The 24,282-nt window shown below is 36.5% G+C and carries 26 protein-coding genes and 1 pseudogene; 5 read left to right on the forward strand and 22 right to left on the reverse strand.

Annotated elements, in window-relative coordinates:
* Window positions 1–128 precede the first annotated feature (128 nt).
* Both Q5W13_RS16515 and Q5W13_RS16520 read left to right on the forward strand, forming a co-directional pair.
* On the forward strand, window positions 129–626 hold the full coding sequence (locus tag Q5W13_RS16515) for a hypothetical protein (protein WP_304443758.1): 498 nt from the start codon (window positions 129–131) through the stop codon (window positions 624–626).
* A gap of 23 nt (window positions 627–649) precedes the next feature.
* Window positions 650–1,180: a BamA/TamA family outer membrane protein gene (locus Q5W13_RS16520; protein ID WP_304446532.1), complete on the forward strand. Its 531-nt coding sequence runs from the start codon at window positions 650–652 to the stop codon at window positions 1,178–1,180.
* Window positions 1,181–1,189: 9 nt separating this feature from the next.
* Here the strand turns inward: Q5W13_RS16520 and Q5W13_RS16525 are convergent, their stop codons facing one another.
* A complete protein-coding gene (locus tag Q5W13_RS16525; protein ID WP_304443759.1) occupies window positions 1,190–1,978 on the reverse strand; it encodes a DUF547 domain-containing protein in 789 nt (262 codons plus the stop codon).
* Window positions 1,979–2,143: 165 nt separating this feature from the next.
* Between Q5W13_RS16525 and Q5W13_RS16530 the strand changes: the two genes are divergently transcribed.
* Complete coding sequence (locus Q5W13_RS16530; RefSeq protein WP_304443760.1) at window positions 2,144–2,854, forward strand: TIGR04283 family arsenosugar biosynthesis glycosyltransferase; 711 nt, start codon at window positions 2,144–2,146, stop codon at window positions 2,852–2,854.
* 9 nt (window positions 2,855–2,863) lie between these two features.
* Window positions 2,864–3,910 (forward strand): VOC family protein, encoded by a 1,047-nt coding sequence (locus Q5W13_RS16535; RefSeq protein WP_304443761.1) that lies wholly within the window; start codon window positions 2,864–2,866, stop codon window positions 3,908–3,910.
* A gap of 94 nt (window positions 3,911–4,004) precedes the next feature.
* Here the strand turns inward: Q5W13_RS16535 and Q5W13_RS25235 are convergent, their stop codons facing one another.
* The 13 genes from Q5W13_RS25235 to Q5W13_RS25240 form a co-directional block, all read right to left on the reverse strand.
* Window positions 4,005–4,217, reverse strand: a complete 213-nt coding sequence (locus tag Q5W13_RS25235) for an anti-sigma factor domain-containing protein (RefSeq protein ID WP_368662289.1) — start codon at window positions 4,215–4,217, stop codon at window positions 4,005–4,007.
* A complete protein-coding gene (locus tag Q5W13_RS16540; protein WP_368662290.1) occupies window positions 4,187–4,807 on the reverse strand; it encodes an anti-sigma factor in 621 nt (206 codons plus the stop codon). Before Q5W13_RS16540 ends, Q5W13_RS25235 begins: the two co-directional genes overlap by 31 nt.
* A complete protein-coding gene (locus Q5W13_RS16545; protein ID WP_155595759.1) occupies window positions 4,798–5,346 on the reverse strand; it encodes an RNA polymerase sigma factor in 549 nt (182 codons plus the stop codon). Before Q5W13_RS16545 ends, Q5W13_RS16540 begins: the two co-directional genes overlap by 10 nt.
* 79 nt (window positions 5,347–5,425) lie before the next feature.
* Window positions 5,426–6,031 carry a superoxide dismutase family protein gene (locus Q5W13_RS16550; protein WP_304443762.1) on the reverse strand — a complete coding sequence of 202 codons (606 nt, stop codon included), beginning with the start codon at window positions 6,029–6,031 and terminating at the stop codon, window positions 5,426–5,428.
* A gap of 202 nt (window positions 6,032–6,233) precedes the next feature.
* Complete coding sequence (locus Q5W13_RS16555; RefSeq protein WP_155595761.1) at window positions 6,234–6,872, reverse strand: hypothetical protein; 639 nt, start codon at window positions 6,870–6,872, stop codon at window positions 6,234–6,236.
* Between the two features lie 131 nt (window positions 6,873–7,003).
* Window positions 7,004–8,224: a bifunctional alpha/beta hydrolase/OsmC family protein gene (locus tag Q5W13_RS16560; protein WP_304443763.1), complete on the reverse strand. Its 1,221-nt coding sequence runs from the start codon at window positions 8,222–8,224 to the stop codon at window positions 7,004–7,006.
* A 38-nt stretch (window positions 8,225–8,262) separates the two neighbouring features.
* The gene (locus tag Q5W13_RS16565) at window positions 8,263–8,958 is read right to left on the reverse strand and encodes a DUF2490 domain-containing protein (RefSeq protein WP_304443764.1); all 696 of its coding nucleotides are present in this window, start codon (window positions 8,956–8,958) and stop codon (window positions 8,263–8,265) included.
* 249 nt (window positions 8,959–9,207) lie between these two features.
* Window positions 9,208–9,939, reverse strand: coding sequence for a transporter family protein (locus tag Q5W13_RS16570; RefSeq protein ID WP_304443765.1), 732 nt, complete (start codon window positions 9,937–9,939; stop codon window positions 9,208–9,210).
* The gene (locus Q5W13_RS16575) at window positions 9,872–10,225 is read right to left on the reverse strand and encodes a hypothetical protein (RefSeq protein ID WP_304443766.1); all 354 of its coding nucleotides are present in this window, start codon (window positions 10,223–10,225) and stop codon (window positions 9,872–9,874) included. Before Q5W13_RS16575 ends, Q5W13_RS16570 begins: the two co-directional genes overlap by 68 nt.
* Complete coding sequence (locus Q5W13_RS16580) at window positions 10,200–11,246, reverse strand: cytochrome-c peroxidase (RefSeq protein WP_304443767.1); 1,047 nt, start codon at window positions 11,244–11,246, stop codon at window positions 10,200–10,202. Before Q5W13_RS16580 ends, Q5W13_RS16575 begins: the two co-directional genes overlap by 26 nt.
* Before the next feature lie 61 nt (window positions 11,247–11,307).
* On the reverse strand, window positions 11,308–12,111 hold the full coding sequence (locus Q5W13_RS16585) for an MbnP family protein (RefSeq protein ID WP_304443768.1): 804 nt from the start codon (window positions 12,109–12,111) through the stop codon (window positions 11,308–11,310).
* A gap of 199 nt (window positions 12,112–12,310) precedes the next feature.
* Complete coding sequence (locus Q5W13_RS16590; RefSeq protein WP_304443769.1) at window positions 12,311–12,652, reverse strand: hypothetical protein; 342 nt, start codon at window positions 12,650–12,652, stop codon at window positions 12,311–12,313.
* Between the two features lie 340 nt (window positions 12,653–12,992).
* Window positions 12,993–13,349, reverse strand: a complete 357-nt coding sequence (locus tag Q5W13_RS25240) for a class I SAM-dependent methyltransferase (protein ID WP_368662291.1) — start codon at window positions 13,347–13,349, stop codon at window positions 12,993–12,995.
* Between the two features lie 231 nt (window positions 13,350–13,580).
* Here Q5W13_RS25240 and Q5W13_RS16600 point away from each other — a divergent pair, with 231 nt between their 5' ends.
* Window positions 13,581–16,613 carry a ThuA domain-containing protein gene (locus tag Q5W13_RS16600; RefSeq protein ID WP_304443770.1) on the forward strand — a complete coding sequence of 1,011 codons (3,033 nt, stop codon included), beginning with the start codon at window positions 13,581–13,583 and terminating at the stop codon, window positions 16,611–16,613.
* 70 nt (window positions 16,614–16,683) lie between these two features.
* Here the strand turns inward: Q5W13_RS16600 and Q5W13_RS16605 are convergent, their stop codons facing one another.
* The 8 genes and pseudogenes from Q5W13_RS16605 to Q5W13_RS16640 form a co-directional block, all read right to left on the reverse strand.
* Window positions 16,684–18,297, reverse strand: coding sequence for a M1 family metallopeptidase (locus Q5W13_RS16605; protein WP_304443771.1), 1,614 nt, complete (start codon window positions 18,295–18,297; stop codon window positions 16,684–16,686).
* A 144-nt stretch (window positions 18,298–18,441) separates the two neighbouring features.
* Window positions 18,442–19,014, reverse strand: a complete 573-nt coding sequence (locus Q5W13_RS16610) for a hypothetical protein (RefSeq protein ID WP_304443772.1) — start codon at window positions 19,012–19,014, stop codon at window positions 18,442–18,444.
* A 267-nt stretch (window positions 19,015–19,281) separates the two neighbouring features.
* On the reverse strand, window positions 19,282–19,584 hold the full coding sequence (locus Q5W13_RS16615; RefSeq protein ID WP_304443773.1) for an MOSC domain-containing protein: 303 nt from the start codon (window positions 19,582–19,584) through the stop codon (window positions 19,282–19,284).
* A 4-nt stretch (window positions 19,585–19,588) separates the two neighbouring features.
* Complete coding sequence (locus Q5W13_RS16620) at window positions 19,589–19,978, reverse strand: MOSC domain-containing protein (RefSeq protein WP_304443774.1); 390 nt, start codon at window positions 19,976–19,978, stop codon at window positions 19,589–19,591.
* A 9-nt stretch (window positions 19,979–19,987) separates the two neighbouring features.
* Window positions 19,988–21,099 (reverse strand): annotated as a pseudogene (locus Q5W13_RS16625) (polysaccharide lyase family 7 protein).
* 128 nt (window positions 21,100–21,227) lie between these two features.
* Entirely contained in the window at window positions 21,228–21,944 is a 717-nt protein-coding gene (locus Q5W13_RS16630; RefSeq protein ID WP_304443775.1) for a PIG-L deacetylase family protein, read from the reverse strand.
* Window positions 21,945–22,188: 244 nt separating this feature from the next.
* The gene (locus tag Q5W13_RS16635; RefSeq protein ID WP_304443776.1) at window positions 22,189–23,109 is read right to left on the reverse strand and encodes an NAD(P)-dependent alcohol dehydrogenase; all 921 of its coding nucleotides are present in this window, start codon (window positions 23,107–23,109) and stop codon (window positions 22,189–22,191) included.
* Between the two features lie 223 nt (window positions 23,110–23,332).
* The gene (locus tag Q5W13_RS16640; protein WP_155595776.1) at window positions 23,333–23,866 is read right to left on the reverse strand and encodes a nuclear transport factor 2 family protein; all 534 of its coding nucleotides are present in this window, start codon (window positions 23,864–23,866) and stop codon (window positions 23,333–23,335) included.
* Window positions 23,867–24,282: the final 416 nt, after the last annotated feature.

Raw genomic sequence — 24,282 nt, forward strand, 5'->3', positions numbered from 1 at the left:
TCTTCAAATACGGTGCTAAATTACCCCATCATAAACGATTATCAATTACTTTTTAAAACTTAAGGTATCCTTAAAAAAGAATGACCAACTCAAAGAAAATAATACCGTTATTACTACTTTGTTTTTGCATGAGCTTAATTATGGCTCAAGAGAAGAAGCAAACTAGTCAAGACTCCATTGTAAAACATTTAAAAATTTCTGCTTTTCCTGTAGCTTTTTATACACCCGAAACGGCTTTTGGCTTCGGAGGTATTGGTATTGCCAACTTTTGGCTAAAAAATGAAAAAAGGGAGACCAGACCTTCTTCATTACAATTGGGAGTCAGTTATACCACAAAAAGTCAAATTTTAGTTTACATGCCTTTTGAATTTTATAAGGATGATGAAAAATGGCGCTTGTTGGGAGAGCTTGGTTTTTATAAGTATTTCTATAACTTTTTTGGTGTAGGAATAGATAGCAAAGAGGAAGATGAAGAAGTATATGAAGTAACTTTTCCTAGAGCACGTTTGGCTTTAATGCGCGAAGTGTGGCCCAACCTTTACTTAGGGCTGGGGTATGAGTTTGACAATTTTAGTAGTTTAAAAATTGAAGAAGGTGGAATTCTAGAAGCTTCGGATGTACCATAAAGCAGGACGGAACCGTATCTAATATAGGGTTACAAGCATTCTATGACACTAGAGATAATATCTTTTTTCCAACTAAAGGATTTTATATTCAAGCTAATGTATTTACCTCTAGCAAAATTTTAGGGTCTAGCTTTGAGTATTCAAAATTTGAATTGGATAACCGCTTTTATCAAAAAGTAGGGAAAAAGCAGGTAATTGCTGCCAATTTGTTTTTAGGTAGCAGTAGTAAGAGTACGCCGTTTTATGATTTGTTTTACTTGGGTTCTGATAGAACTAGAGGTATTAATAATAGAAGATTTCAAGATAATGCTGAGTTAAGTATGGCGCTAGAATATAGATTTCCTATTGCAGGTAGATTTGGAGGAGCTGTTTTTGGTTCTTCAGGTACGGTTGCTCCGGCTTTTAAAAGCCTTTCTTCTTCCGCTTATAAAAACTCAGCAGGTGTAGGACTAAGATATATCATCAATAAAAGAGATGGCGTTCGTATACGTGCAGATTATGGCATGTCTAGCGAAGGTGGTAACTTTTATTTTACCATAAAAGAGGCATTTTAAGTAAAGAGTCTAAAAATCTATCCAGTTATCTAAGTCCAAAGTCCAATCGTAACTTTTATAGTTCAGGTCAATGTTCTTAGTAGTTGGTACTATATCAAATTCCTTTAAAATATCTTTCACTCCGCTTTTACATCCAAAATCACCTCTAAACCAGCTAAATAAAGATGTTACATATACTTCTCCGGTTTCCTTGTTATAAGTAGATGTCTTACTCAAATAAGCGGCTGTACCTTTATTTAGTTGCTCATTTAAAGTGTCTGCGTTATATATGGCCACTGGAGGACAATCTTTTGCTCCACAGTTTAAGGCAAAATGTACACGATATTCTCTATTATCTACTCTTAGTTTTCTTTCAAATTTATTCGGGAACCATTTTCTAATCATACCAAGACCCAGTTTCCATTGCGACTTTCTAATAATACCATGTTCTATTTTTTCAAAAGAAATAAGTCTGCCGGCAATAGGTAACTGTTCGGAACTAAAAAATGTGCCGCGGTCATTGTATTTATCGGGATTTTCAGATAAAACCACTTGAATGTATGCATTGTAAACATTAATCCAAAAGGCAAGTTTCTTTTCATCTGTATCTAAACCCACTTCTAGTTCTTCTAGTGTTGTACTGTATAACTGCGCTCTTAGCTCATTGGTATCTTGATTGTTGTGTACCCGTGTTAAAAAATTCTCCGAAAGGGAATTAAGGTTCAAAACATTACTATTAGTTATTTGACTATATGAAGGAAAAATCGATAATACTAGTAGGAATAAAATAACAGGATATTTATATTTGATTGCGCTCATGGATTATGCTTTAGAGTTGTAATATTGCTATATACGTAATAGTACATGCCGAGGTTTTGTCGACTTTTTTTTGAAACCTTTCTTTTAAAGTTACGTAGATGTGTTTGACAAGGGTAACTTTATTAAAGTTTTAATTAATCCCTTGAAGAATTTCTAAAAGACACTATGATATCTATTATTATTCCAGCGCACAATGAAAGACAAAATCTTTCTCAACTACTGCCAATGCTTAATTCTGAAGCTAGTAGCGTAGTTTTTGAAGTACTTGTTATGTTGTCTTGTGATAGTGCAGATGGCTCTGGAAATTTGGAGGTGGCGTCTAATGTAAAATTCGTTAATTGCCAAGGAAAAGGAAGGTCTGTACAAATGAATACGGGGGCATCTATGGCTTTGGGTAACGTGTTGGTCTTTTTGCATGCAGATGTGAGGCCACCTGTTTCTTTTCTAAATGATATAGAAAATACTTTAAATGAGGATTACGAGGCTGGTTTTTTCTCGTATCGATTTGATAAGGAAAGTTTTTGGTTGGATATAAATGCTTCCTTTACAGCTAAGGATGGTATTTTCACAGGAGGAGGAGACCAGTGTCTTTTTATTAAAAAGCAAACTTTTGAGAATCTTGGCAAATTTGATGAAAACCAAACGCTAATGGAAGATTTTGAGTTTTTCAAGCGAATGAAAAGAAACAAAATACCTTATAAGATTATAAATAACGATTTGATTGTTTCTGCAAGAAAGTATGAAAGTAACTCATACCTGCGCGTAAACCTTTCTAATTTTTTACTTGTAGTCTTATTTAAATTGGGGATTTCTTCGGAAACACTGAAATCCATACATAACAAACTTCTCAAAATGCCTTATCAGCATAACACCTAATTTTTTAGCATGCAGAAAATCATAAACGGAATTCAACAGATAGGTATTGGCGTTACAGATGTAAAAGCTGTTTTCAACTGGTACCGTGCCCATTTGGGTTTTGATATTATGGTTTTTAATGATTTGGCTACGGCCAATCTAATGACGAAATATACTGCGGGTAACGCAGAACAACGGCAGGCAATTTTAGCATTGAATATGGCCGGTGGCGGGGGACTAGAAATCTGGCAGTTTAAAAATAGAGAACCACAGCCACCTACAAATCCTGTTCAGTTTGGAGATTTGGGTATTAACACAATTAAAATTCGTTCGGGTAGAATAAAGGAAATACATAAAACGCTTACTGATGCAGAGGCTACAGAGTTGTCTGAGATACTACTCGATAATCATTTTTACTTTAAAGACCCTTGGGGAAACCAAGTACAAGTAGTTGATGAACAGTACAAGTTTGTCAAAAATGAAGGAGACTCCGGAGGCATATTAGGTGTTATAATTGGTGTTTCTGATATGGATGCTTCACTTTATTTTTATAATAAATTATTAGGGTATGATACGGTTGTAAGTGATTCTTCTGGTGTTTTTGAGGAGTTATCAAATGGACATGGTAATAATTTTAGGAGAGTTTTGCTAACAAGAAGTAATAGACACTCAGGTGGTTTTGGACAGCTTTATGGTCCGTCTCAAATAGAATTGATACAAGCACTAGACAGAGTTCCGAATACGATATTTAAAGATAGACTTTGGGGAGATTTGGGTTTTATACACCTTTGTTTTGATGTCTCTGGTTTAAATTTTCTAAGGGATGAGGCAAAAGAAGCAGGTCATTCTTTTACGGTAGACAGCGCCAATAGTTTTGATATGGGTGACGCTGCAGGAAGGTTTGCTTATATGGAAGATCCAGACGGAACATTAATTGAATTAGTAGAAACCCACCGCGTTCCTGTTTTTAAGAAGTTGGGTGTATTTATAAATTTAAAAACACGGAATCCTCAAAAACCCTTGCCAAAGTGGATGGTTAAATTAATGGCGGTTCACAAGGTGAAAAAAGATATATAAGTCGTTTTTGGTCTTTTAGACTAACCAAGGGACACAAATAAAAAGAGCTTTACATTTTAATGTAAAGCTCTTTTAAGTTTAAGTGATAATTCTGTTAGGAAGAAGCAACTGCTCCTAAGGTATATAGTTGTTCTAGATTTGGTGATTCACTACCACCCGCAGGCTCAAGTGTAATACCAAAAGCTTCCGTTTGATTAGGGTTGTCCAAAGTGAAAATTTTGTTTTCATCCTCGGTAAAATCTTTCAAAAGACCCATACTTGTTGGTGTTAAAGGGTCTAGCTTAAGAGACCATACTTGGTATACCATACCATCTGGTGGTTCCGGTAATCCTGGGCATCTATATAAACCTTGTCTTCTTTTTTGTTCCAATATACTTTTGCATATGAAGTAGGGGATACCTCTTGGCCGCCTAACGGAGTTAGGGTTATATCTTTATCCCTTAATTTGTTTAATAATTCGTTGCTGCTTGCCAATGACCCGCGTGCCTCAAAGATCTGTTGTTCCAAAATTTGCTTCTGTTGTTCAACAACATTAATGTCTGACTTAAGTTGTGTATTTTCATTGTAGAACCACGCAACACCAACACCCAATAAAATGGCTGCGGCCCAACCGGTATAGGTACTCCAATTAGATTTTTCTTTAGGAAACTGAACAACCTTAGTATCTTTTCTTTCTCCAATACGAACTTTAACATCGTCAAATCCTTTTCTTTTGGCCATTTTGGGAGCAACCGATTTGGTCAATGCCAAGATAGAAGCTTCTATAGCCAAAATCTCTTCTCGTATTTCAGGGTACTCGCGAGCATACTGAAATACTTCCACATTTTGTTCTTCCGTGAGCGTTCCCGCTACGTAGAGTTCCAAAATTCCCGATGCTATGTATTTATCTACTTCCATTCTAACGTAACATTTTTCCGTAGTTGAGAAATACAGCTTCTATTTCTTGTTTTTACGGTACCTAGTGGAATATCTAGCTCCTGAGATGCTTCTGTCTGGGTGTATCCCTTAAAGTAAAGCATTTCAATAATTTCAAGACATTTTTCCTTTAGGTTGAGTACTAATTTTTTCAGTGCGGAAGTATCTATTTCTTCTTTGCTTTCTTCGGTACTATCCGGCCTGTTTAGAATACCTACGAAGTAATCTGCAGACAGGTTCTTTTTTTGGTCTTTAAAGGATTTTGATCGCACTTTATCGATTGCCGCATTACGGGCAATGTTTAGAATCCACGTAAAAAATCGCCCTTTAGAAGGGTTGTAGCTGTCTGAATTATTCCAGATTTTAGCAAAGACATCTTGAGAAATTTCTTCGGCCAAGCCTTTGTCCTTCACGATAGTATGAACAACGCCGCAGATATTTTCCCAATACATGTCGTAGAGCTTCTCAAAAGCTAGGATGTCCTTTTTTTGGAAGCGAACAACCAATGTATCTAAATCCATATTTTCTTTAGTGATTCTGTTAAAGATAGAAAAAACCGCTCCAGAAAGCGGTTTTTAAAGTTAAAGTGTAAATGTTATATTATTTGGTAATACCGGCACAGCCTATTCTAGAACCAGCATCTCCACTTGGTTGAGAAGTAAAATCATCTTGACCTTTATGTACGATTACTGATCTACCTATAATGTTCTTATTTTCATCATCACAATCCATACACCATTCGTCCGTAGAAAATTCTACCGTAGCATTACCATCTGCATCAGCTGTGAAGTTTCCTATACCTTTATGGTATCCTTCTTCTGCTCCCCATTTCCCATGAGGCTCGTCCGTTGGGTTCCAATGTCCACCTGCAGATTTACCGTCGTCAGAAGAACAATCGGCATTTTCGTGTAAGTGAATAGCATGTGAACCTTCTTCCAGACCAGTAAAAACTGCTTTCATATCAACTTCACCATCTGTTTGGGTAAAAGTAATCTCGCCGTTCATGTCACTATCGCTTTTGGAAGTCATCATTACGGTAAGGGTCTCGCCCATAACATCGTCTTTCATTTCATTAACGTTTGATTCCATTTGGTCCACGCTGTTGTTCAGGCCATCTGTTGTTTCGGCTGCGTTCTTTTTGGTTTCTTTACAGTTTACCATCGTCAATGCGAGTATCGCAATAACTCCTATTTTTATATTTTTCATAATATTGATGTTTTAAGATTTAGGTGAAATGTAATAAGAAATTTAGGGTCTTTCAACCAACATAAGCGTATGCGGCATGATTCTTTTTTATTGCGTCAAAAAAATTGCGGGCACAAAAAAAATCCATCTATCAAATTAGATTGATAAGTGGATTTTTTAATTGAAATTTATTGATGAGACTTAACGTCTTCTCTCTAAAATCCTAGTTTTTCTGAAGTAATACTTCTGCATGAACAGCAACTTCGCTCCATGTTTTGCTTACACCATCTTTACCAGTGTGTAACGCTTCACAAGCTTTGTTTATTGAAGCAACAGCATCAAGAGCATCCCAGTTTTCAAGTTCCATAACACCATCAAAAGTAAGTGCGTTATCAGAAACAGCTTTGTGAGAAAGTGCTATGTTTTCAGTTTTTCCGTTTAAGGTTACGTCAATAGAACATGTATTATCTGCTGCAACCTTAAATACTCCTGAAATAAGTTCTGTGTTGTCCATTACACCAAAGAAGAATTCCAAAATTTTTGGATCTCTTGTTCCAGTAGCATCGTTTGTAAATAAACTGCTTACCGGAATACTGAATTCAGTTCCGTTTAAAGCTTCAAGAGCAGTATCGCCTTCACCAGCTTTAGTTATGTTTATTTTTTTGAACTGACCACCAACCGGTAACTTATCAGTTGTTTTATAGGCAGTAAAGCTAACTTTTGTAGAGTCTTGTACCAAGCTATACGTTTCCGTTGCAGCTTGTGCTTCTGTACTCTGTTCTGTGTTTTCTTTTTTGGCATCTTTACAACTAAAAGCACCAACTAACAGTAGCCCAAGGGCTATAAGTTTAATTTTTTTCATGTTCCCTGTGAATTTTTAGGTTTCGCCTCAAAGTTAAACATTCTTATAAGCATATCGACTTGACTATAAGATGATTTTAACACATAAAAACCTCCACGATTGTAGTTCTTTAAAGTAAAATTGGGAATCGCTTATGCTATCAAGGTGGTTATGACCTGCGTTTCATTATGTAAGGTCTTGTGAACCGGACATTTATCAGCAATTTGAAGAATGCGGTTTTTCTGTTTCTCGTCTAAATCCGCAGTTAGTTTTATCTCTCTTTTAAAAGTGTCAATTTTAGCAGAATCCAGGTCACATTCTTTACAATCTATTGCATGACTTCTACTATAAGAAGTATGCACTTCTATATTATCTATTTTCCATCCCTTACGTTTGGCGTACATCTGTACGGTCATAGCGGTACAGGCAGATAAGCCGGCAGATACCAATTCGTATGGTGATGGCCCAAAATCATTACCGCCCACATCAATAGGTTCGTCTGCGGTCATAAAATGGTTACCAACTTTCATTTGGGTAGAAAAACCATCATCGTGGTCTAAACTAGCTACTACTTGGTGTTTTGTTTTAGGCTCTTCTTGTTTTTCGGTATCCAGCGTTAAATAACGTTTGGCCCATCCGGAGATAAGCTCTCCGGCATAAAAAGAGTCTCTTTTATTGGATAGCAGGTGATCCGCGCCATCTAAAGAAACAAAGCTTTTAGGGTGATGTGCTGCACGGTAAATTTCTTCTGCATTCTTAACTTCAACGGTTCCGTCTTGTGGAGAATGTAGTATTAAGATAGGCTTACGCAATTTGCCTAGTATTTGGGCAAGAGGCTGATGTTGTAAATCGTCTAAAAATTGCTTTTTGATAGTGAAATCTCTTCCGCTAAGATTCACAACTGCTTTTCCAGTTTCTTCAATTTCTGGAATACCACTTTTTAAAAGATGTTTTATATGAACCGGATTTGATGGAGCACCTATGGTAGCCAAAGCTTTTATAGAATTGATTCTTCCCGCAGCAAAAATAACGGCTGTACCACCAAGCGAATGGCCAACCAACAGGCTAGGAGCTTTATAGTTCTTCTCTAAATAATCTGCAGCGGCAACAAGGTCATCAACATTACCTGAAAAATTAGTATCGGCAAAGTCACCTTCACTTTCGCCTAAACCTGTAAAATCAAAACGTAAAACTCCAAATCCATTTGCAGTTAGAGCTTTACTGATATTACGCACTGCAGTCAGGTTTTTGGTACAAGTAAAGCAATGGGCAAAAATAGCGAAGTTATGCGGGTGTCTATTGGCGGGCAGTTCTAATCTACCTACTAAATCTTGTCCATCCTTATTTTTAAAGCTTACTTTTTGAAGGTTCATGGCAACCGGTTTTAATTAGATAGTTATGAGAGTTACTATTAACTGCCGCTATCATTCTTTTTAAATATACCTCTTAGGTCGGGATTATAGGTGACACCTATCTGCAAACGATCAAAATTTGCTGAAGGAAAATGATTTTTTAGATAACCGGCCTGTACACTTAGGTTGTTGGTTACGTTCACACCAAGGGCTGCATATAAACGGTTCTGTCCAAAAACATCGTCTTGCAGGTTTAAGAAAATCTCATCATAGAAATTCAAGAAAAAGATATCCGTTAACGGCAGCGTTACTTGCAGCCTGTATCTGGCACGATGCTGAGTATCTGTAGCATTACCAAAATCTAGAAAACGTTGTTCTAATCTGTAACGGTGTTCAAAAAGAAACTCACCTACTTTATTTTTTAGAATAAGCTGTTCAAAAATACGGTGCTCTTTTGTGTTGGTCTCATCGGGAAATTCCTCAAAAGTACCATCTGTGGTAATATAACCGTAACCCATGGTTGCAATGGCATCTGAGCTGATATGGTAATTGAGGCCGGTACGTAATAAAAGCTGATTAAAGTTATCTGCTTGTTCGTAATAACGTAGCTGACCTTCTGTATGGATACTGAATTTATCTGAAACTTTATTGGTCCCAAAATACATGTGCCATGTACCCAAACTATTTTCGCCAGTTTCTTGGGCATTGGTTAAAATTGAGCATAGAAAAATTAAACCTATTAGAACTTTCTTCATTAAAATTTAGGGATTTCGTTTTCTAAGAAAACAAGTTGAATTAACATTGGTAAAGCTCTAAATATACCAAAAACTTTAAATTATACTTCTTAAAAGGCTGTTAAGAGCAAAGAAGTATAATGTGTCTTATAGTCAGTTTTTACTAATAAGTTGCAATTGTCTATGTTGATATTAAAGAGTAGAAATAAAAAGGCCCTGCTCCCAATGACTATCAAACATTGAAAACAGGACCTGAAGTGAAAAAGTAAGCTATAAATTGATGTTCAAATAGACCGAAAGCCTATTACGAAGTTCTACTTTATCACTATTTAAATTTTGACTAATGGGTAGCATACCGGTTAGGCCCAACGCGTATCTATTGTAGCTAGCCTCCACACTTAATTTTCCTAAGAAAATATCACCTTTGGTATCAGCAACATTAAAACCTAGTTCTTGATTGGTGCCGTATATTTCTTCGGCTACACCTATAATTGGTGTAATGGCAAAGTCTGAAACGTAATACGTTTTAAAGGCATTTATACCCAAATTCAACTGGTTTCCGAATTGATAGTTTTTTGGATTCTTAGTTTTGATGGTATAATTGGCCATAGCGCTCACACCCCAATTTCTATAGGTAAAGCCATAGTTCATAGCTAAAATATAATCCCAACTACCATTACCCAATTGAAAACTGGGGTTTACACTTCCTTCATTGTTGTCTTTATCATATTTTCCGGTAGGCATCTTAATACCACCACCTAATTGTAGATAATGTTCGGGCTTAATGGTTACCACGCTATCTGGTCTAGCTTTAAGTAGGTTGTAATATCCTAGTATGCTAATATCGCCTATGCCATTTATGTTTTGTTCTGTATTATCCGGCAATATTCTGTTGTGAAATTGATAGGGAACAATAACATTTAGAATAGCTTTTTTAGTAATAGGTATATTGGCCCAAGCTTGTACGGTATTGAAATTTTCGGTTATGGGGTGAGTCTGCAAAAATTCCGTCTCTAGAGCGGTACTCTTGACCTATATAGCGCAAGCCTATGAAATTATTGTTCAATCCTGTGCCATAGCCCATACTGCCGCCACTACTACCACAGCCACAGGTATCGCAAAAATCAAAATACTCACCTTCATAATGAAGATGGTTTGCACATTCGGTTGGGGTTGGGTCAATTGCTTTTGGGTTATCGTTACCGTAAGAAATCGTAGTGTAGAGACTTATACCTATAAAGGCTATAAACCTATATAGGATTCTAATATTCTGCAAATCGTTCGTCATTTATATAAGTTTCATCCGTTAATGTGCCCAAAAAGGCCAGTAACGTAGTTTTTTCATTTTCAGTTAAAGCGATACCCAATTCACCATCTTTATTTAAAATGGGGTCTAGGGTAGGAGAATCCGTAACAGAGTTGCTATAAAAATCAAGTACAGCTTCTAAAGTGCCAAATCTACCATCGTGCATATAAGGAGCGGTAAGTTCTACATTTCTTAAGCTGGGTACTTTAAACTTGTGGCGGTCAGCAGCATCGCCGCTTACTTCTTCACGGCCTATGTCATTAAGAGAAGGGTTTGGAGCTAGACCATTGTTTCTAAAAGCATCATCAGTAAAAAGGTCCGATGTATGGCAAGAGGCACATTTGTTGGTAAAAACAGCAAAGCCTTCTTTTTCTTCATCGGTAAAAGTTCCACCATCTTCTTGGCGCACATATTTATCATATTTAGAATCCGCAGAAACCATCATTACCATAAATTGGGCAAGTGCTTTTAAAAAGTTTTCGTTATTCACTTCTCCATCTTCAAAGGCGGAAGCAAATAGTTTTTGGTATTCTTCATCACTTTTTAGCTTAGAAAGAACATTACTTACTGTTTCACCCATTTCTACCTCATTGGTAATAGGAATTATAGGGAATAAGTCCAAATGATTCGTTGCTCCATCCCAAGCAAATTCCTTCATAAAAGCCGTGTTTTGTATTGCTGGCGTATTTCTGACCCCTTCCAAATCATCTATACCATGACTAAACTGGTGGCCATGGTGGGTGAATGCCGTTTTTTGTTCGTGGCAAAAACCACATGAAATAAAACCGTTACTAGACAGGCGACCATCGTAAAAGAGTTTTTTACCAAGTTCAAAACCTATTGTAGTAGGCGGATTTGACTCTAAATCATAAACAGCCTCCGGAAAATTAGAGGGTACGGAAAATTCCAAAGGTTCGTTTATGGCTGTGTATTCATCATCAGAAGAATTACATGACCATAATGCCAGTGTTATGAGTATAGCAAGAATATTAGTTTTTTGCATTTTCACTTTATTATTATAACCGGCCCAAAAAAAGGCCGGCTATAAATTTATGCACTGTAGACTAGTGTCCGTCGCCATTATGAACGTGGTCAACTACAAACATCTCAGAAGTATTTACCGCTATCTGTGGAGATTTTTCAGCATCCACCATAATTTCTTGCTTCTCTGTTAGCTCAATACTATTGGTATCACCTACTAATATTTTAGAAGCATCAATTTTTAGGTGAATATTAGAATCTACACCATCACCAACAACAACGTTATTTGGTAGCTCTAATGTTACTTCTTTATAATTATCAAGGCTAGAGCCGTGGCTACCCATGTGAATTTTAAATTCTGTAGCTTCGGTTATGGTTTCAGAGGTAAACGTACCTTCAAAGTTTAAGAATTTATAACCCGCTTGCCATGACCACATCATATTATTGTCTTCGGCAAGAGTTAAGAAATCACCTTGGCCTTCAGCACCTTGTAAGTACTTTTCTTGGTCTATACCTACGCCGAATTTTAAGGTAGTATATTCTCCAGTAGGAATATCTGCAAGTGCTATTTGATCATCTTCTGTTTCTTGATTGATGATAAAATAGCTATCATCTTTTGCATAGGTGAATTCTTCACCCGCCGCGTTTACTAATCTAAAGTTGCTTACGATATAATTAAACCGATTAATGGTAATAGCTTCTCCGTTGGCATTGGCCGCATTTGCAGTTCCCAATACTAAATCGTTACCGTTAAAACCGTTGTCATATTTAATAGAGATTTCACCACTTCCCATTAGGGCGTCATCATCGCTTGCATTGTCATCACTTGAGCAGGAGGTCATAAAAAGTGCGAATACGGCAGAAAGGGCTAATAAAGAATTTTTCATCAGTGAATATTTTATAGAATGGATAAACTGAATGCCTATTTTTTGGTAGGTCAGATTGAATCCGTTTTTTTTAGAATTTTGTTTGTTGACAGTTGCTTACAGCCAAAATAAGGCGCAAGCATGTCTATTTTTTGAATGATAACGCTGGCTTCTGGTCAGTGTTAGACGCAGAAGAACATAGCTTGGATGTAGAAGGGTATTAAGCCAATTCGGGTGGCTCGGTAATATCTGAAGTAAGAAGTGTGGATTTCAAATTAGAATCCATTTTGGAAATTTCAGTTTTCTCGTAATCTAGAATAAAATCAAGATTAATTTTTAAAAGTGATTGAAAGTAGACCGTAGTCTGTATTTCTATTTTAGAACTCTTTTCTCCAAAAGGGTTTTTACTATTCTCTTCCGATTCTTTGGCAAGTTGCTTGGCTAGGTAACATTTACCATCGCAGTTAAGCATTGGTTTATCTCTATTCTCGCACAATACATTTTTGATATAGTCATAGTTGGCCACATACTCGGCCACTGGCCAAAGAGGTTTGACCATCATTATAAATGCTACGAAAAGTATTACGCATTGCTTCACATCGCAAAAATACTTTCTTTTTTCTTTTGAAGAAATATAATGCGGTCAAAAAAGAGAATCTTTCGCCATTGAACATCTTGCTCCAAATTTATAGCAGATGAGAACTTGGTTTGCCTTTTACTTTTTGAGAAAAATACCAAAAAGTTCACTGTCCTTGCGTGGTGGAATAGAGTTATAGGAGTTTGTAAAAGTAGTTGTACTAAAATGTGGGTTTAGATAATTAAGATATAATTCCTTCGTACCTCCAAAAGGGCGTTTTACCATATCACCGGTCAGAGGAATATCAAACCAAAGACCCACAAGCTTACCCCATGTTAGGCTTTAAAAGGTTTGCCATTTGTTGGGCATATGCATTCCTATTTTTATCAGTTGGTACAAATGAGCAGAAAAAGGTTTGCTCAAGTATAAGGTCATATTGAGTGTCGTGTTCAAAGAAGTTTGTTTGTAATAATTGCTCTTTAGGAAAATCCGGTATTCTCTTTTGAAAGTGTTGAAGCGGGATTTCCGAAATATCCATGACATGAACATTCTTAAAACCTTTTTTCCATAAATATTCTGCCTCATAGGCATTACCAGCTCCTGGTATTAAGATAGAAATATCCTTATCCGTAAGTTGGTCTATATATTCTTTTAGGGGGTAGAAGGGTAACCAATATCCCAACCTGTTTTGTTTTCTTTATAACGTTCCGTCCAATATTTATTCTCGTCGGTCATCGGTAAATTGTATTTAAAAGTCTTCTGAGTTTTCAAGTTATGATAAATTGACGGTCAAAGTGTATTAATATTTTCCCAAAACTGTATTTCTAACACTTCATTTTGGGCGATTAGATAGCGAATCATTACATTTAAAACTTGTTTTCAAACTAAACCAAATAAGTCAAGCAATTCATTTATGAAAAAAACAGTATCCATACTAGTCCTAGTATTAGGACTGATTGTTGCCAGTTGTGGCGATGGTAATCACAAAAGAGAAGGTAAACCTAAAGTATTGGTTTTTTCCAAAACCGTTGGTTGGGAACACAAATCTATTCCAGCTGGTATTGCTGCCATTCAAAAACTAGGTGGCGAACAGGGCTTTGAAGTAGATGCCACAAAAGACTCCGAACTTTTTAATGAGGAAAATCTAAAGCAATATTCTGCGGTTATCTTTTTGAGTACCACATTAAACGTTTTAGATGCTAAACAAGAGGCAGCCTTTGAAAGGTATATTCAAGCTGGTGGAGGTTATGTAGGTATACATGCCGCGGCAGATACAGAATATGATTGGGGTTGGTACACAAAATTGGTAGGAGCTCAATTTAGAAGCCACCCAAAAGGTACACCCGAAGCCGACTTTATTGTTACCGATAAGAACTTTGGCGCAACAGAATTTTTTACGGATTCTGTTTGGCATAGAAGTGACGAAATTTACAATTACAACAAACTGAACCCAGATGTTCATGTGGTGATGACGGTAGATGAGTCTACTTATGAAGGCGGTACAAATGGAGATTACCACCCATTTGCATGGTATCATGAGTTTGATGGTGGTAGGGCTTTCTATACGGGAGCTGGCCATACAGACGAAACGTTTTCAGAAGACCTTTTCTTAAAACATTTACTAGGTGGCATTAATTATGCCATTGGTAAGAATGAGGTTTTAGACTACTCTAAGGCGACTACACAAATACCACCAGATGTAGACCGTTTCACAAAAAAACAGTTGAGCGTAGGTGAGTTCTTTGAACCTACAGAAATGGCGGTATTACCTAATAATGATGTGCTTATTGCACAACGTCGTGGTCAGATTGCCTTATATAATGATGCTACGCAAGAGCTAAAAGAAATAGCTTCTTTAGATGTGTATTTTAAGACTTTGAACACACTAGGAGTAAATGCGGAAGAAGGCTTAATGGGACTTCAGAAAGACCCTGATTTTGCAACTAACAACTGGATATATCTTTATTATTCTCCTACAGGTGATAAGTGGGTAAACCGTTTATCTCGTTTCCAATATAAGGATGGGGTTTTTGATTTGGCTTCTGAGCAGGTCATTTTAGATGTGGATTCACAAAGAGAGATTTGTTGTCATACCGGTGGTTCTATTGCTTTTGGACCAGACAAGTTGTTATACCTTTCTACAGGAGATAATTCTACACCTTTCAATGAAAAAGGAGTAAAGTATGTTAGCAATGGTTTTGCACCGTTAAATGATATTCCGGGCCATGAGCAGTATGATGTTCGTAGAGCTTCTGGAAATACCAATGATTTAAGAGGAAAAATTATCCGTTTAAAAATAAACGAAGACGGTAGTTATGATATTCCTGCAGGCAATTTGTTTGCTGAAGGAACAGAAAAAACGCGTCCAGAGATTTACACTATGGGACATAGAAACCCATACCGTATTTCAGTTGATCAAAAGACTAGTGCGTTGTATTGGGGAGAGGTAGGACCAGATGCTCGCGAAGACAAGTTGGATACACGTGGACCAAGAGGTTACGATGAAATGAACCGTGCTACGGAAGCCGGTAACTTTGGTTGGCCATTATTCATTGCAGATAACAAACCGTATGTAGATTACGACTATGAGACAGGTGAAAGCGGTATTACTTTTGATCCGCAAAAGCCAATCAATGATTCTAAGAACAATACAGGACTTCGCGAACTTCCACCAGCAAAAGGAGCTTATATCTATTATCCTTATGTAGATTCAAAAGAGTTTCCAGAAGTAGGTTCTGGTGGTAGGAATGCTATGGCAGGACCAACGTATTATTCAGATTTATATCCTAACGGAGGTGGATTACCGGATTATTTTGATGGTAAGACCATTATTTACGATTGGATGCGTGGATGGATGAAAGCCGTAACCTTCTTTGATGACGGAACATTCAATAAAATGGAACCTTTTGCTTCTGATATTAAAGTGAATAGTTTAATTGATATGGAAATGGGCCCAAATGGTAGAGTCTATTTGTTAGAGTATGGTAGTGGTTGGTTTACACAAAATGAGAATTCAGGTTTAAGTTATATCGAATATAATGGAGGCAATCGTCCACCGGTTATAGATGATATGATTGTAGACCATACTTCGGGTAAATTACCGCTTACGGTTAACGCAAAAGTAGATGCGAGAGATCGTGAGGATGATGCCATTTCTTATGTTTGGAATTTGGGTGATGGAGAGACTAAAGAAACCACTGAACCACAAATAAGCCATACGTTTGCTACTGCAGGAGAGTATAGAATTTCTGTTGAAGTAAAAGATGCTAAAGGTGATGTTGCAATGAGTGATGTGATTTCTGTAGTTGCGGGAAACTCAAGACCTGAAGTAGCTATTACTTTAAATGATGGAACCGCTATTTTTGAAAAAGGAGTTCCTGTAAAGTATGAAGTAAAAGCTACTGATGCCGATGGTGACGTTATTGATCCAGAGAACATTTTCGTGTCTGTAGATTATTTAGAAAGCTTTGACGAACAGAACATGTCTTTAGGTCATCAACAAGTTTCTGCCGCCGTTATGGGCAAAGCACTAACGCAAGGCATGGATTGTAAAACTTGTCACAAAGAGGCAAGCCCATCTATAGGGCCGAATTATAAGGCTGTAGCCGATAAATACAAAAACGATAAGAAAGCTAAATCGTACTTGCAGAAGAAGATTGTTGCCGGTGGTGGCGGTGTTTGGGGAGAGGTAGTAATGCCTGCTCATCCTAATATTACGCAGGATGAAACCAGACAGGTTGTTGAGTATATTATGTCATTGGCCGATACCGCAGAGAAGCTAAAATCACTTCCTGCTTCTGGTAGTATTGTTCCTAAACCTACTAAAGATGATAAGGTGATGGTAATTACCGCAAGCTATACGGATAAAGGACAAGAAGGAACCATTCCGCTTACTGGAATGAAGACAGTTGTTCTTAAAGAAAAAGGAGCAGATAAAACGGAGTAAAACTCTTCTTTAAAATAGAAAAGCGGCCCACATGAAAATGTGGGCCGCTTTTTTTATGCCGTATACTTAATTATTTTACCTGCTTATGGTCTACATAATAATTACGATCTACCTCTAAAGTAGATAGGTCACCGTCTAACTCTTGACTTTTCCAATCTGCCGTAGGGGAGAGGGTTTGTGGCTTACCATCAACTAGTATATTAAGTGGCATGGCAAAACCATCTACAATATTTGTATACCGATATTTTAATTGGTTACCATCTATCTTATATTCAAAAAGCGGAATCTTTGTAGTTCTTAAATACTGGTCAAATACTTTTGAAAGATCTATTTCTGATTTTTTTGAAATATACTCTTCAATCTGTTTTGTGGTTACCGTTTGGTGGTAAAACTCACTATTTAGTCCACGTAGCACTTGTCGCCATTTTTCATCATCGTTTACCAATTGTCTTATGGTGTGGAGCATATTGGCACCTTTGTAATACATGTCTTTTGAACCTTCGGTATTTACGTCATACGGACCAATTATAGGCTTGTCATTTTGAATTTTTGTACGCGTACCAATTACGTAGTCTGCCGAAGCCTCTTTGCCCAAATGGAAATCTAGAAACAGGTTTTCCGAGTAAGCCGTAAAGCTCTCATGGATCCACATGTCCGCAATATCTTTATAGGTAATGTTGTTTGCGAACCACTCGTGACCAGATTCGTGAATGATAATAAAGTCGAATTTTAAACCTAAGCCAGTTCCAGATAAGTCCCTACCTAAATACCCTTTCATATATTGGTTGCCGTAGGTAACGGAACTTTGGTGTTCCATACCCAAATAAGGCACTTCTACCAGCTTAAAACTATCTTCATAAAAAGGGTAGGGGCCGAACCAATATTCAAAGGCCTCCATCATTTTTGGAGCATCTTTAAAGTGCTCTTTGGCTTTTTCAAGATTATCTCTAAGCACATAGTAATCCATGTCCAAAGTACCTTTTTCGCCATCGTACTTTTCACCAAAATGGACATAGTCGCCAATATTAATATTTACGCCGTAGTTGTTAATAGGGTTAGCAACAAACCAATGGTAGGTATTGGTATCCTCGTCTACTTTTCTTAACCTACCGTTGGAGACATCCATAAGTCCTCTTGGAGATTTTACGCTAATGAGCATACTATCTACTTCGTCATACATATGGTCTTTATTAGGCCACCAAACACTAGCGCCCAGCCCTTGGTTAGAAGTCGCTACAAAGTCATTGCCATTAGGGTCTTTTTTCCAAGAGAATCCACCATCCCACGGAGCACGAATCGCTTCTTTTGGATGACCTGAGTAGTATACTTTGATTTCGTTAAAATCACCTTTTTTTTGTTTTTTCTTCAGCTGAACAAAATGGGCATTTCCATTATTTACTACTTCCAGTTTTTTGCCGTCTTGAGTTACTTTTTCTATAGTCAAAGGTGGTTGAAGGTCAACCTGCATCACTTGATTCTTTTTCAACACTTTATAGCGGATGGTATTGCTTCCGGAAATAAACTTTTTGTCTGGGTCTACTGCTACATCCAGATGGTAATAGTTGAGGTCCCACCATTCGCGTTCTGGTGTAATACTTCCCCTTAAGGTGTCTTGTTCTGTAAATTCTTGACAAAAAGCAACTGATGTTGTTGCCAGAAGTATTGATACTAGTATTTTCTTCATTTTAAAATTTTAAGTCTATTGAACAGAGTTCAAGATAAAGGTTTAAAATTTTTGAAGCTTATTATTTATGTAGAATTTAATAGAAAATGGAAACCTTTTAAATTTCAATTTGGTTGTAATTAATTCTATTTAAAAAGGATTTTATCAATTTAGAGGAAAAGAAAACCCCAGTGCCATGGCTCCGGAAACCTGTTCTAGAGAAGGGTAACTGTAATAAGTTAATTCAAGTTCAAAGTCGTGATTTTTACCTATAGCAAGACCTAAACTAAAAGGTACATGGAATTGTATACCATTAGCTTTTATATGCTTCGTTGGGGTATAGGTTTCAAAAGAACCAATTGACGAACCAAGCCCAAGCTCAAAATAAGGAGCTACATACGGTATGGGTGCAACTATACGAATCTTGCCACCAAACATAAAAGCCTTCGTTGTAACTCTATACTGTGCAAGACTAGCGGCCGTAACAGTTTCATTGGGAGAAGTAAAAATGACCCCGGCATAAGGCCTAACACCAAACCATTTGCGTATGCCAATGACGTATTCTCCTTGAGTATAAAATCCAGTACCACCTATATTATAATCCTCAAGAGGAATGGTTAGACCATAGCCAACCGATGCTTTAATTAATTGCCCTTTATTAGGTTGGGCTAGTACAAAATTTGAGAAACATAATGTAAAAAACAGGAGGAAATCAAGCGGCCTAAAAATAGTAGACATAGATGTTTATTTTAGGAGCGAATGTAACTTTTCCTACATATCTCGTAATAATCAAATCGATGAAATACTGCAATTAACGACAACAGAAAAGTGGATTAATAAAACCTAAATGGAATACGGATTACGGATAAAAATTTACAAATAGAAGAAGATTTTACCTAGCAGCTATTATTTCGTCAGTTGTACTAATAGCGCCTATTTTTTTAGGCGTTAAATATATCCCGAAGTTGATACTGTTACTTTCTTTCCGATATGTAGCCAATGTTCTTAATGGTTCTTGTTTACTATGAACTTGTGTTGTGATTGGGTCAATTGTGGTAAATTTACACTTATGGGTGTTTTAAGTGTTACTTCAAATTCGCAATCACCAATGGTAATGCTACTCCAATTATCCTCTTCGTACGCAGCGCATCCTGATACTACAATATTTGGTCTGAAGTTTTGAATAGTAACCGGACTCTCTAATTTAGAATTTAAATCGTTCAGGGACTCTTCGGAAATTAAATGAATAGGCGAAATATCGCTAAATGAAATGAAATCATTTTCCTTTCCGTTGTATTTCGATTTCACTCGTCTAAGTTGTTCTGAATGTATAGCAACTAGTCGGCTTTTTATTCAGCGTATCAGATAACCAATCATCTGTTTCACTACCAACAACTTTAGCGTTCGCGGTATCACTGAATATTTGGATATCAATTTTACTAGTCAAAACCTTGTTTAAATCTATAGAAACAGAAGGTTTTTCAGGTGTTGAAAGAAGCAAATTTCCATCATCAATTGTTGAAGATATATTTAGGAGTTTTGGATTCTCTCTGGCCGTTAAAATCTTATTTTGTGAATCAATTACCGCAAAGGACCGATCATATTTAAATCCAATTTTTTCAATAGTTACGTTATTTACTTCTATTGCTTGACAAGATTTTATAGGATAAAAATATAGGTTCTTTATTTTCAAGTCCTTCATTTTCTAATTCTAATCATTTTTGGTAAAATAACCTTCATTAGATACCGCATCTTCACTTACAGATATGCTTCCTGTTTTAAACCAAACCTCTGCATAGTTTCCGTCTGCATATTGCTTTTGAATGTCACCGTTATGCGTTTCCGCCCCAGAACACCAGTTTTTATTTACTTCAGGAGACTTTCCATTTGTTTGGTTGTAAGCACCAAGTTTAAAGAAACAACCTTCGCCAGTATATGCCTCTTTACGTTCTACGCCATCTTGACCAATTGGCACAAATAATTTTTGTGTTTGCTCAGGTATGTCTGCTTTTGTAGCGTATTCGGACTCGATTAAGTTTTTTGTAAAGGTTTTAGTTTCGTGATCTTTACTTGTAAACGTTAAGTTCATTATTCCGTCCTTAACTTCTATTTCATAACTAAATTCCTCGCCTAAAGCAATACCATCCTTAGGTTCTTCTGGGTAGGTGTTTTCATCAGTACCAACAACGGAAAAGTCATTACCCCAAACTGCTGAGGAATAATCCCATCTTTTAGAATTGTCATCGCCTGCTGTATTGATTTCATAATGCCAAAAAACCGAACCTTTGGTATGACCATAAATTTTTTGTAAAATATTTTAAGTGGCTCGTTCTCAAATTTATCTGCACTATGAATCTGTCCGACCACAACAGCATGAGAAGCTGCTACGCGAGCATCTCCGGTAGCAGATACATTCATTACTTTAAGGGTAGCGGTTAATTTATCGTTAGCGGTTTTTGGATACCACTTTTTTATTTGTGCTAATTCAGTTCTTGTATTATTTGAGGTTCCATGCGTGTCGCCACCATTGGGAGCCTTAAATACCACCCAATTACTAGTGCCATCATTTTCAGTATAAAAGAAATCTTTGTTTTCAAAGTTATTTGCAATACCCGCATTTGAACCATCACCTAAAATCAATTTCCAATCGTCAAAAAACGGAATAACGTCACTTGCATAAACAGTTTTTACAACTTCTTTTTCATCTGTGTCAGAAGTTGTTGCTGTATTCGTTTTTTTAGAGGTATTGCCACAGCTGTTAAGTATTAGTAAAAAACCAATAGTTAATATCGTTGCTACTGATGTGCTAATTTTTTTAATCATTTTATTAATGTTTGGTTTCAAATACTTCTTTTTTAATTTCTTGTGAAATTTACTCATTTAAAATTTAGTACTATCCTATAGGTTAATCTGTATGTAGCGGTACTTACCTCACTTTTGAATTCAATTTTCTAGTCAAAAATATCATTTCTGACTGCCTTAGAGCCATTCCAGGGTCTAAAGTAGACTAAGCTGTCTGTTTGTCCCATCATAGAAAATAAATCATCTATAGCTTCAGCTGTGTATTGAGATTTATGACAACTAGATGCTTCGTGTCCTAATTTTAAATCTTCTTGGCTAAAGGATATTTTGTAAGTGAGAAATCTCTTTTGCGTAGTTTTTAAATTCTCATTGAACCATGTTACCAAGTTCGTATTCAGTTTTAATTTATGGTCTTTAGATTCTTTAGGAAAGCCATAATAGAGTAGTTGTTGGGTTTCAGATGCTTCCCTTTGAAAAACTTCTGTAACGATATTGCTAACCATACGATGGTCAGAATGACCATATTCCCCATAAGGTCCAAAAGTGATTACTACTTCAGGATGGTGTTTTATGAATAGACTGTCAATTTTATCATCTAACGAAAATAGGTTTTCATTCAACGCTAAGTCACCATCAGTATAATTCAAAAAAGTTGGAGGATTAATCCCCAGGGTTTTTGTTACACACAAGGCTTCTTGGGCGCGTATGCTAGCAAGTGAATCTCCAGCAGGGATATTAGCGTGAGGAGTGACTCCTTTGGAGCCATCGGTAACAATTACTAAATGAATAGTAGCACCTTCTTTAGCGTATTTGTAGAGGATGGGAGAAATTACAATCTCATCATCTGGGTGGGCAAATATTGCCATTAAGGTCTTGTCTTTACTGTTTTCTGCCTCCTTTTCCTGTTTTTTTTGGATTTGATTATTGCATGAAAAAAATAGAAATATACTAGAAAGGATTGGGAGCAGTTTTTTCAATGGATAAAGTTTGAGTTACGAATATGATGTTTAAATGTAGGGTTAAGGCAGATAGTTTGCAAAGTTGAAGCGTTCTAGATTATATTAAATTTCTACTGGTGAGGTGCTGCTATTCATTTAAGCGTTTCATACATTACTTTACTATTTCAATTACCACATTACCTTTTTTATGGCCTTGGTCCACATATTCATGAGCTTTTACTATTTCATCTAAGAGAAAAGTTTTGTCAATGAAAGGAATTAGTTTTTCTTCCTCGGCGAGTGTTCTAATTTTTAAAAGATGTTCTGTTTTTTCTTTGGTCAACATTTTTACGGAAACGAACCTTCCTCCTTTATTTAGTGCTTTTTTTGCTTTGGACTTGGTTGTGTAACCAACGGCATCAAAAACAATATCAAACTTTTGTGGTAGTAGTGAATAATCTTCTTTCTTATAATCTATTAAATTTTCCGCACCAAGAGATTTAACCATCTCAAAATTTGCCTCGCTACACACTCCTGTTACGGAAGTACCGTGATACTTTGCAAGTTGAACAGCATAGCTTCCTACGCTACCAGAGGCGCCATAAATCAGCACTTTTTTCGATTTGCTTACTTCTGCTTTCTCTAATAAGTACATAGCCGTCATAGCTCCAATAGGTAGGGCGGCAGCTTCTTTAAAATTGAGTTTTTTCGGTTTAATAGCAACCACACCATGTTTCCACTCTTGTGGCAAACAAATATATTCCGCGTAAGAACCAGCATTGAGCATTGTTGTAGTCCCAAAAACGTGATCACCAATAGCAAATTTGGTTACATTTTTTCCTTTGTCTTCAACTACTCCGGATAATTCATGACCCAAGATGCTCTTTTTTGGTTTAAAAAGACCGAATATTAGTCTTGCAGGTAACCAGAAAAGTGCCGGAAAATCTGAGCTTCGTAGTCGCACATCGCCAGAGGTTACTGTTGCGGCATGAATTTTCACCAGAATTTCGTTGTCTTTTGGGCGTGGTTTGTCCACCTCCGTTAACTTAAGAACTTCTGGCGGACCATATTCTGTATAAACTGCAGCTCTCATAAGAATTTGTGCTTAGGCGGCTTCCAACACGTCGTATACAGTTAGATGCACATTTTAAGCACTTAATTTAGTGAATACAAACTAAATAGGAAATCCGAAAGTATTTTAAAAGGAATTTAGAATACAGTATAAGCGATGTTATGACAAGTTCTTTTTACGCACTAGTTAATTCGGTCGGATATGCTTTATATGTTTTTATTCAAAATCAATAAGACAAGTTTATTTATTTTTTCGAAGGGGGTTGTAGCGTGTAGCCCATAGACATCATCACATTCAATTGATCGTAATAATGGGCCATCATCGCAATTTTACCGTTTTTTAAAATACAGGTTACCTGTGCAGGTATCGCAATCTCTTGACCTGTTTCCTTATGGCTAATGGTATCGGTAGTCCAAACCATGACCCACTCGCCCTCGTTTATTCCACCAGTCACTTTTATAGGTGCATAGGCTGTGTTTTCGTCAATCTTATGTTTAGTGGTTGCGAAGCTTTCCTTGTAATATTCAGATAACTGTGTGGGGTTCATTTCGTTTGAAGGACCTCCAGTTAAGCCATAAATTTTTGCATCATCTGCTAATTGTGCTACCATAGTTTGCACATCTTCGTTTTGAAGTGCATTTACATAATTCGATACGATTGCTACATTGGCTTCGGCATTCTCGAACTCCATAGTAGCCGAAATTTCTTGCGCGTTAAAGATTAACGGAGTAAAAAGTACAGCAAGCGTAAAAAGCGTAATCTTTTTAATTGTTCTCATAGTATATAATTATTGGTTATTATTCTATTCAATTGGTTGTTTTTACAACAAATAGGGGGAATAATGTTTCAGTCAACAAATACTAGGGGAACTAACTTGCTTCATTAAGCAATTGAAATTTAGTAATTTATGTTAAAAAAATAAAATTAAAATAAAATTAATATGGTATTCCTATTATAAAAATTAAAACGCCTAAAAAATATTACTGTCTGCTTGTGTGTAGTATTGCTTTTCAATTGAGTTTTATTTTGATGATAAAATCACGGAAACCTTTTTGGCAAATTTTAAAGCTATTTTCAAGATACTAACTATTCTTTTTTATTTTGTTTAATGAGATACCAATTTTGTTATCTGCGGAATTAATAATTAATCGTTTGAACTTAATATATAATAAAACTAATTCATGGCTTAACTAA

This window comes from Zobellia laminariae (assembly GCF_030553095.1).
Taxonomy (GTDB): Bacteria; Bacteroidota; Bacteroidia; order Flavobacteriales; family Flavobacteriaceae; genus Zobellia; species Zobellia laminariae.

Coding starts and splice junctions, on each gene's coding strand:
- Q5W13_RS16515 (WP_304443758.1), top strand. CDS start 129: ATGAGCTTAATTATGGCTCAAGAGAAGAAGCAAACTAGTCAAGACTCC.
- Q5W13_RS16525 (WP_304443759.1), bottom strand. CDS start 1,978: ATGAGCGCAATCAAATATAAATATCCTGTTATTTTATTCCTACTAGTA.
- Q5W13_RS16530 (WP_304443760.1), top strand. CDS start 2,144: ATGATATCTATTATTATTCCAGCGCACAATGAAAGACAAAATCTTTCT.
- Q5W13_RS16535 (WP_304443761.1), top strand. CDS start 2,864: ATGCAGAAAATCATAAACGGAATTCAACAGATAGGTATTGGCGTTACA.
- Q5W13_RS25235 (WP_368662289.1), bottom strand. CDS start 4,217: ATGGTATACCAAGTATGGTCTCTTAAGCTAGACCCTTTAACACCAACA.
- Q5W13_RS16540 (WP_368662290.1), bottom strand. CDS start 4,807: ATGGAAGTAGATAAATACATAGCATCGGGAATTTTGGAACTCTACGTA.
- Q5W13_RS16545 (WP_155595759.1), bottom strand. CDS start 5,346: ATGGATTTAGATACATTGGTTGTTCGCTTCCAAAAAAAGGACATCCTA.
- Q5W13_RS16550 (WP_304443762.1), bottom strand. CDS start 6,031: ATGAAAAATATAAAAATAGGAGTTATTGCGATACTCGCATTGACGATG.
- Q5W13_RS16555 (WP_155595761.1), bottom strand. CDS start 6,872: ATGAAAAAAATTAAACTTATAGCCCTTGGGCTACTGTTAGTTGGTGCT.
- Q5W13_RS16560 (WP_304443763.1), bottom strand. CDS start 8,224: ATGAACCTTCAAAAAGTAAGCTTTAAAAATAAGGATGGACAAGATTTA.
- Q5W13_RS16565 (WP_304443764.1), bottom strand. CDS start 8,958: ATGAAGAAAGTTCTAATAGGTTTAATTTTTCTATGCTCAATTTTAACC.
- Q5W13_RS16575 (WP_304443766.1), bottom strand. CDS start 10,225: ATGACGAACGATTTGCAGAATATTAGAATCCTATATAGGTTTATAGCC.
- Q5W13_RS16580 (WP_304443767.1), bottom strand. CDS start 11,246: ATGCAAAAAACTAATATTCTTGCTATACTCATAACACTGGCATTATGG.
- Q5W13_RS16585 (WP_304443768.1), bottom strand. CDS start 12,111: ATGAAAAATTCTTTATTAGCCCTTTCTGCCGTATTCGCACTTTTTATG.
- Q5W13_RS16590 (WP_304443769.1), bottom strand. CDS start 12,652: ATGATGGTCAAACCTCTTTGGCCAGTGGCCGAGTATGTGGCCAACTAT.
- Q5W13_RS16600 (WP_304443770.1), top strand. CDS start 13,581: ATGAAAAAAACAGTATCCATACTAGTCCTAGTATTAGGACTGATTGTT.
- Q5W13_RS16605 (WP_304443771.1), bottom strand. CDS start 18,297: ATGAAGAAAATACTAGTATCAATACTTCTGGCAACAACATCAGTTGCT.
- Q5W13_RS16610 (WP_304443772.1), bottom strand. CDS start 19,014: ATGTCTACTATTTTTAGGCCGCTTGATTTCCTCCTGTTTTTTACATTA.
- Q5W13_RS16620 (WP_304443774.1), bottom strand. CDS start 19,978: ATGAAGGACTTGAAAATAAAGAACCTATATTTTTATCCTATAAAATCT.
- Q5W13_RS16630 (WP_304443775.1), bottom strand. CDS start 21,944: ATGGCAATATTTGCCCACCCAGATGATGAGATTGTAATTTCTCCCATC.
- Q5W13_RS16635 (WP_304443776.1), bottom strand. CDS start 23,109: ATGAGAGCTGCAGTTTATACAGAATATGGTCCGCCAGAAGTTCTTAAG.
- Q5W13_RS16640 (WP_155595776.1), bottom strand. CDS start 23,866: ATGAGAACAATTAAAAAGATTACGCTTTTTACGCTTGCTGTACTTTTT.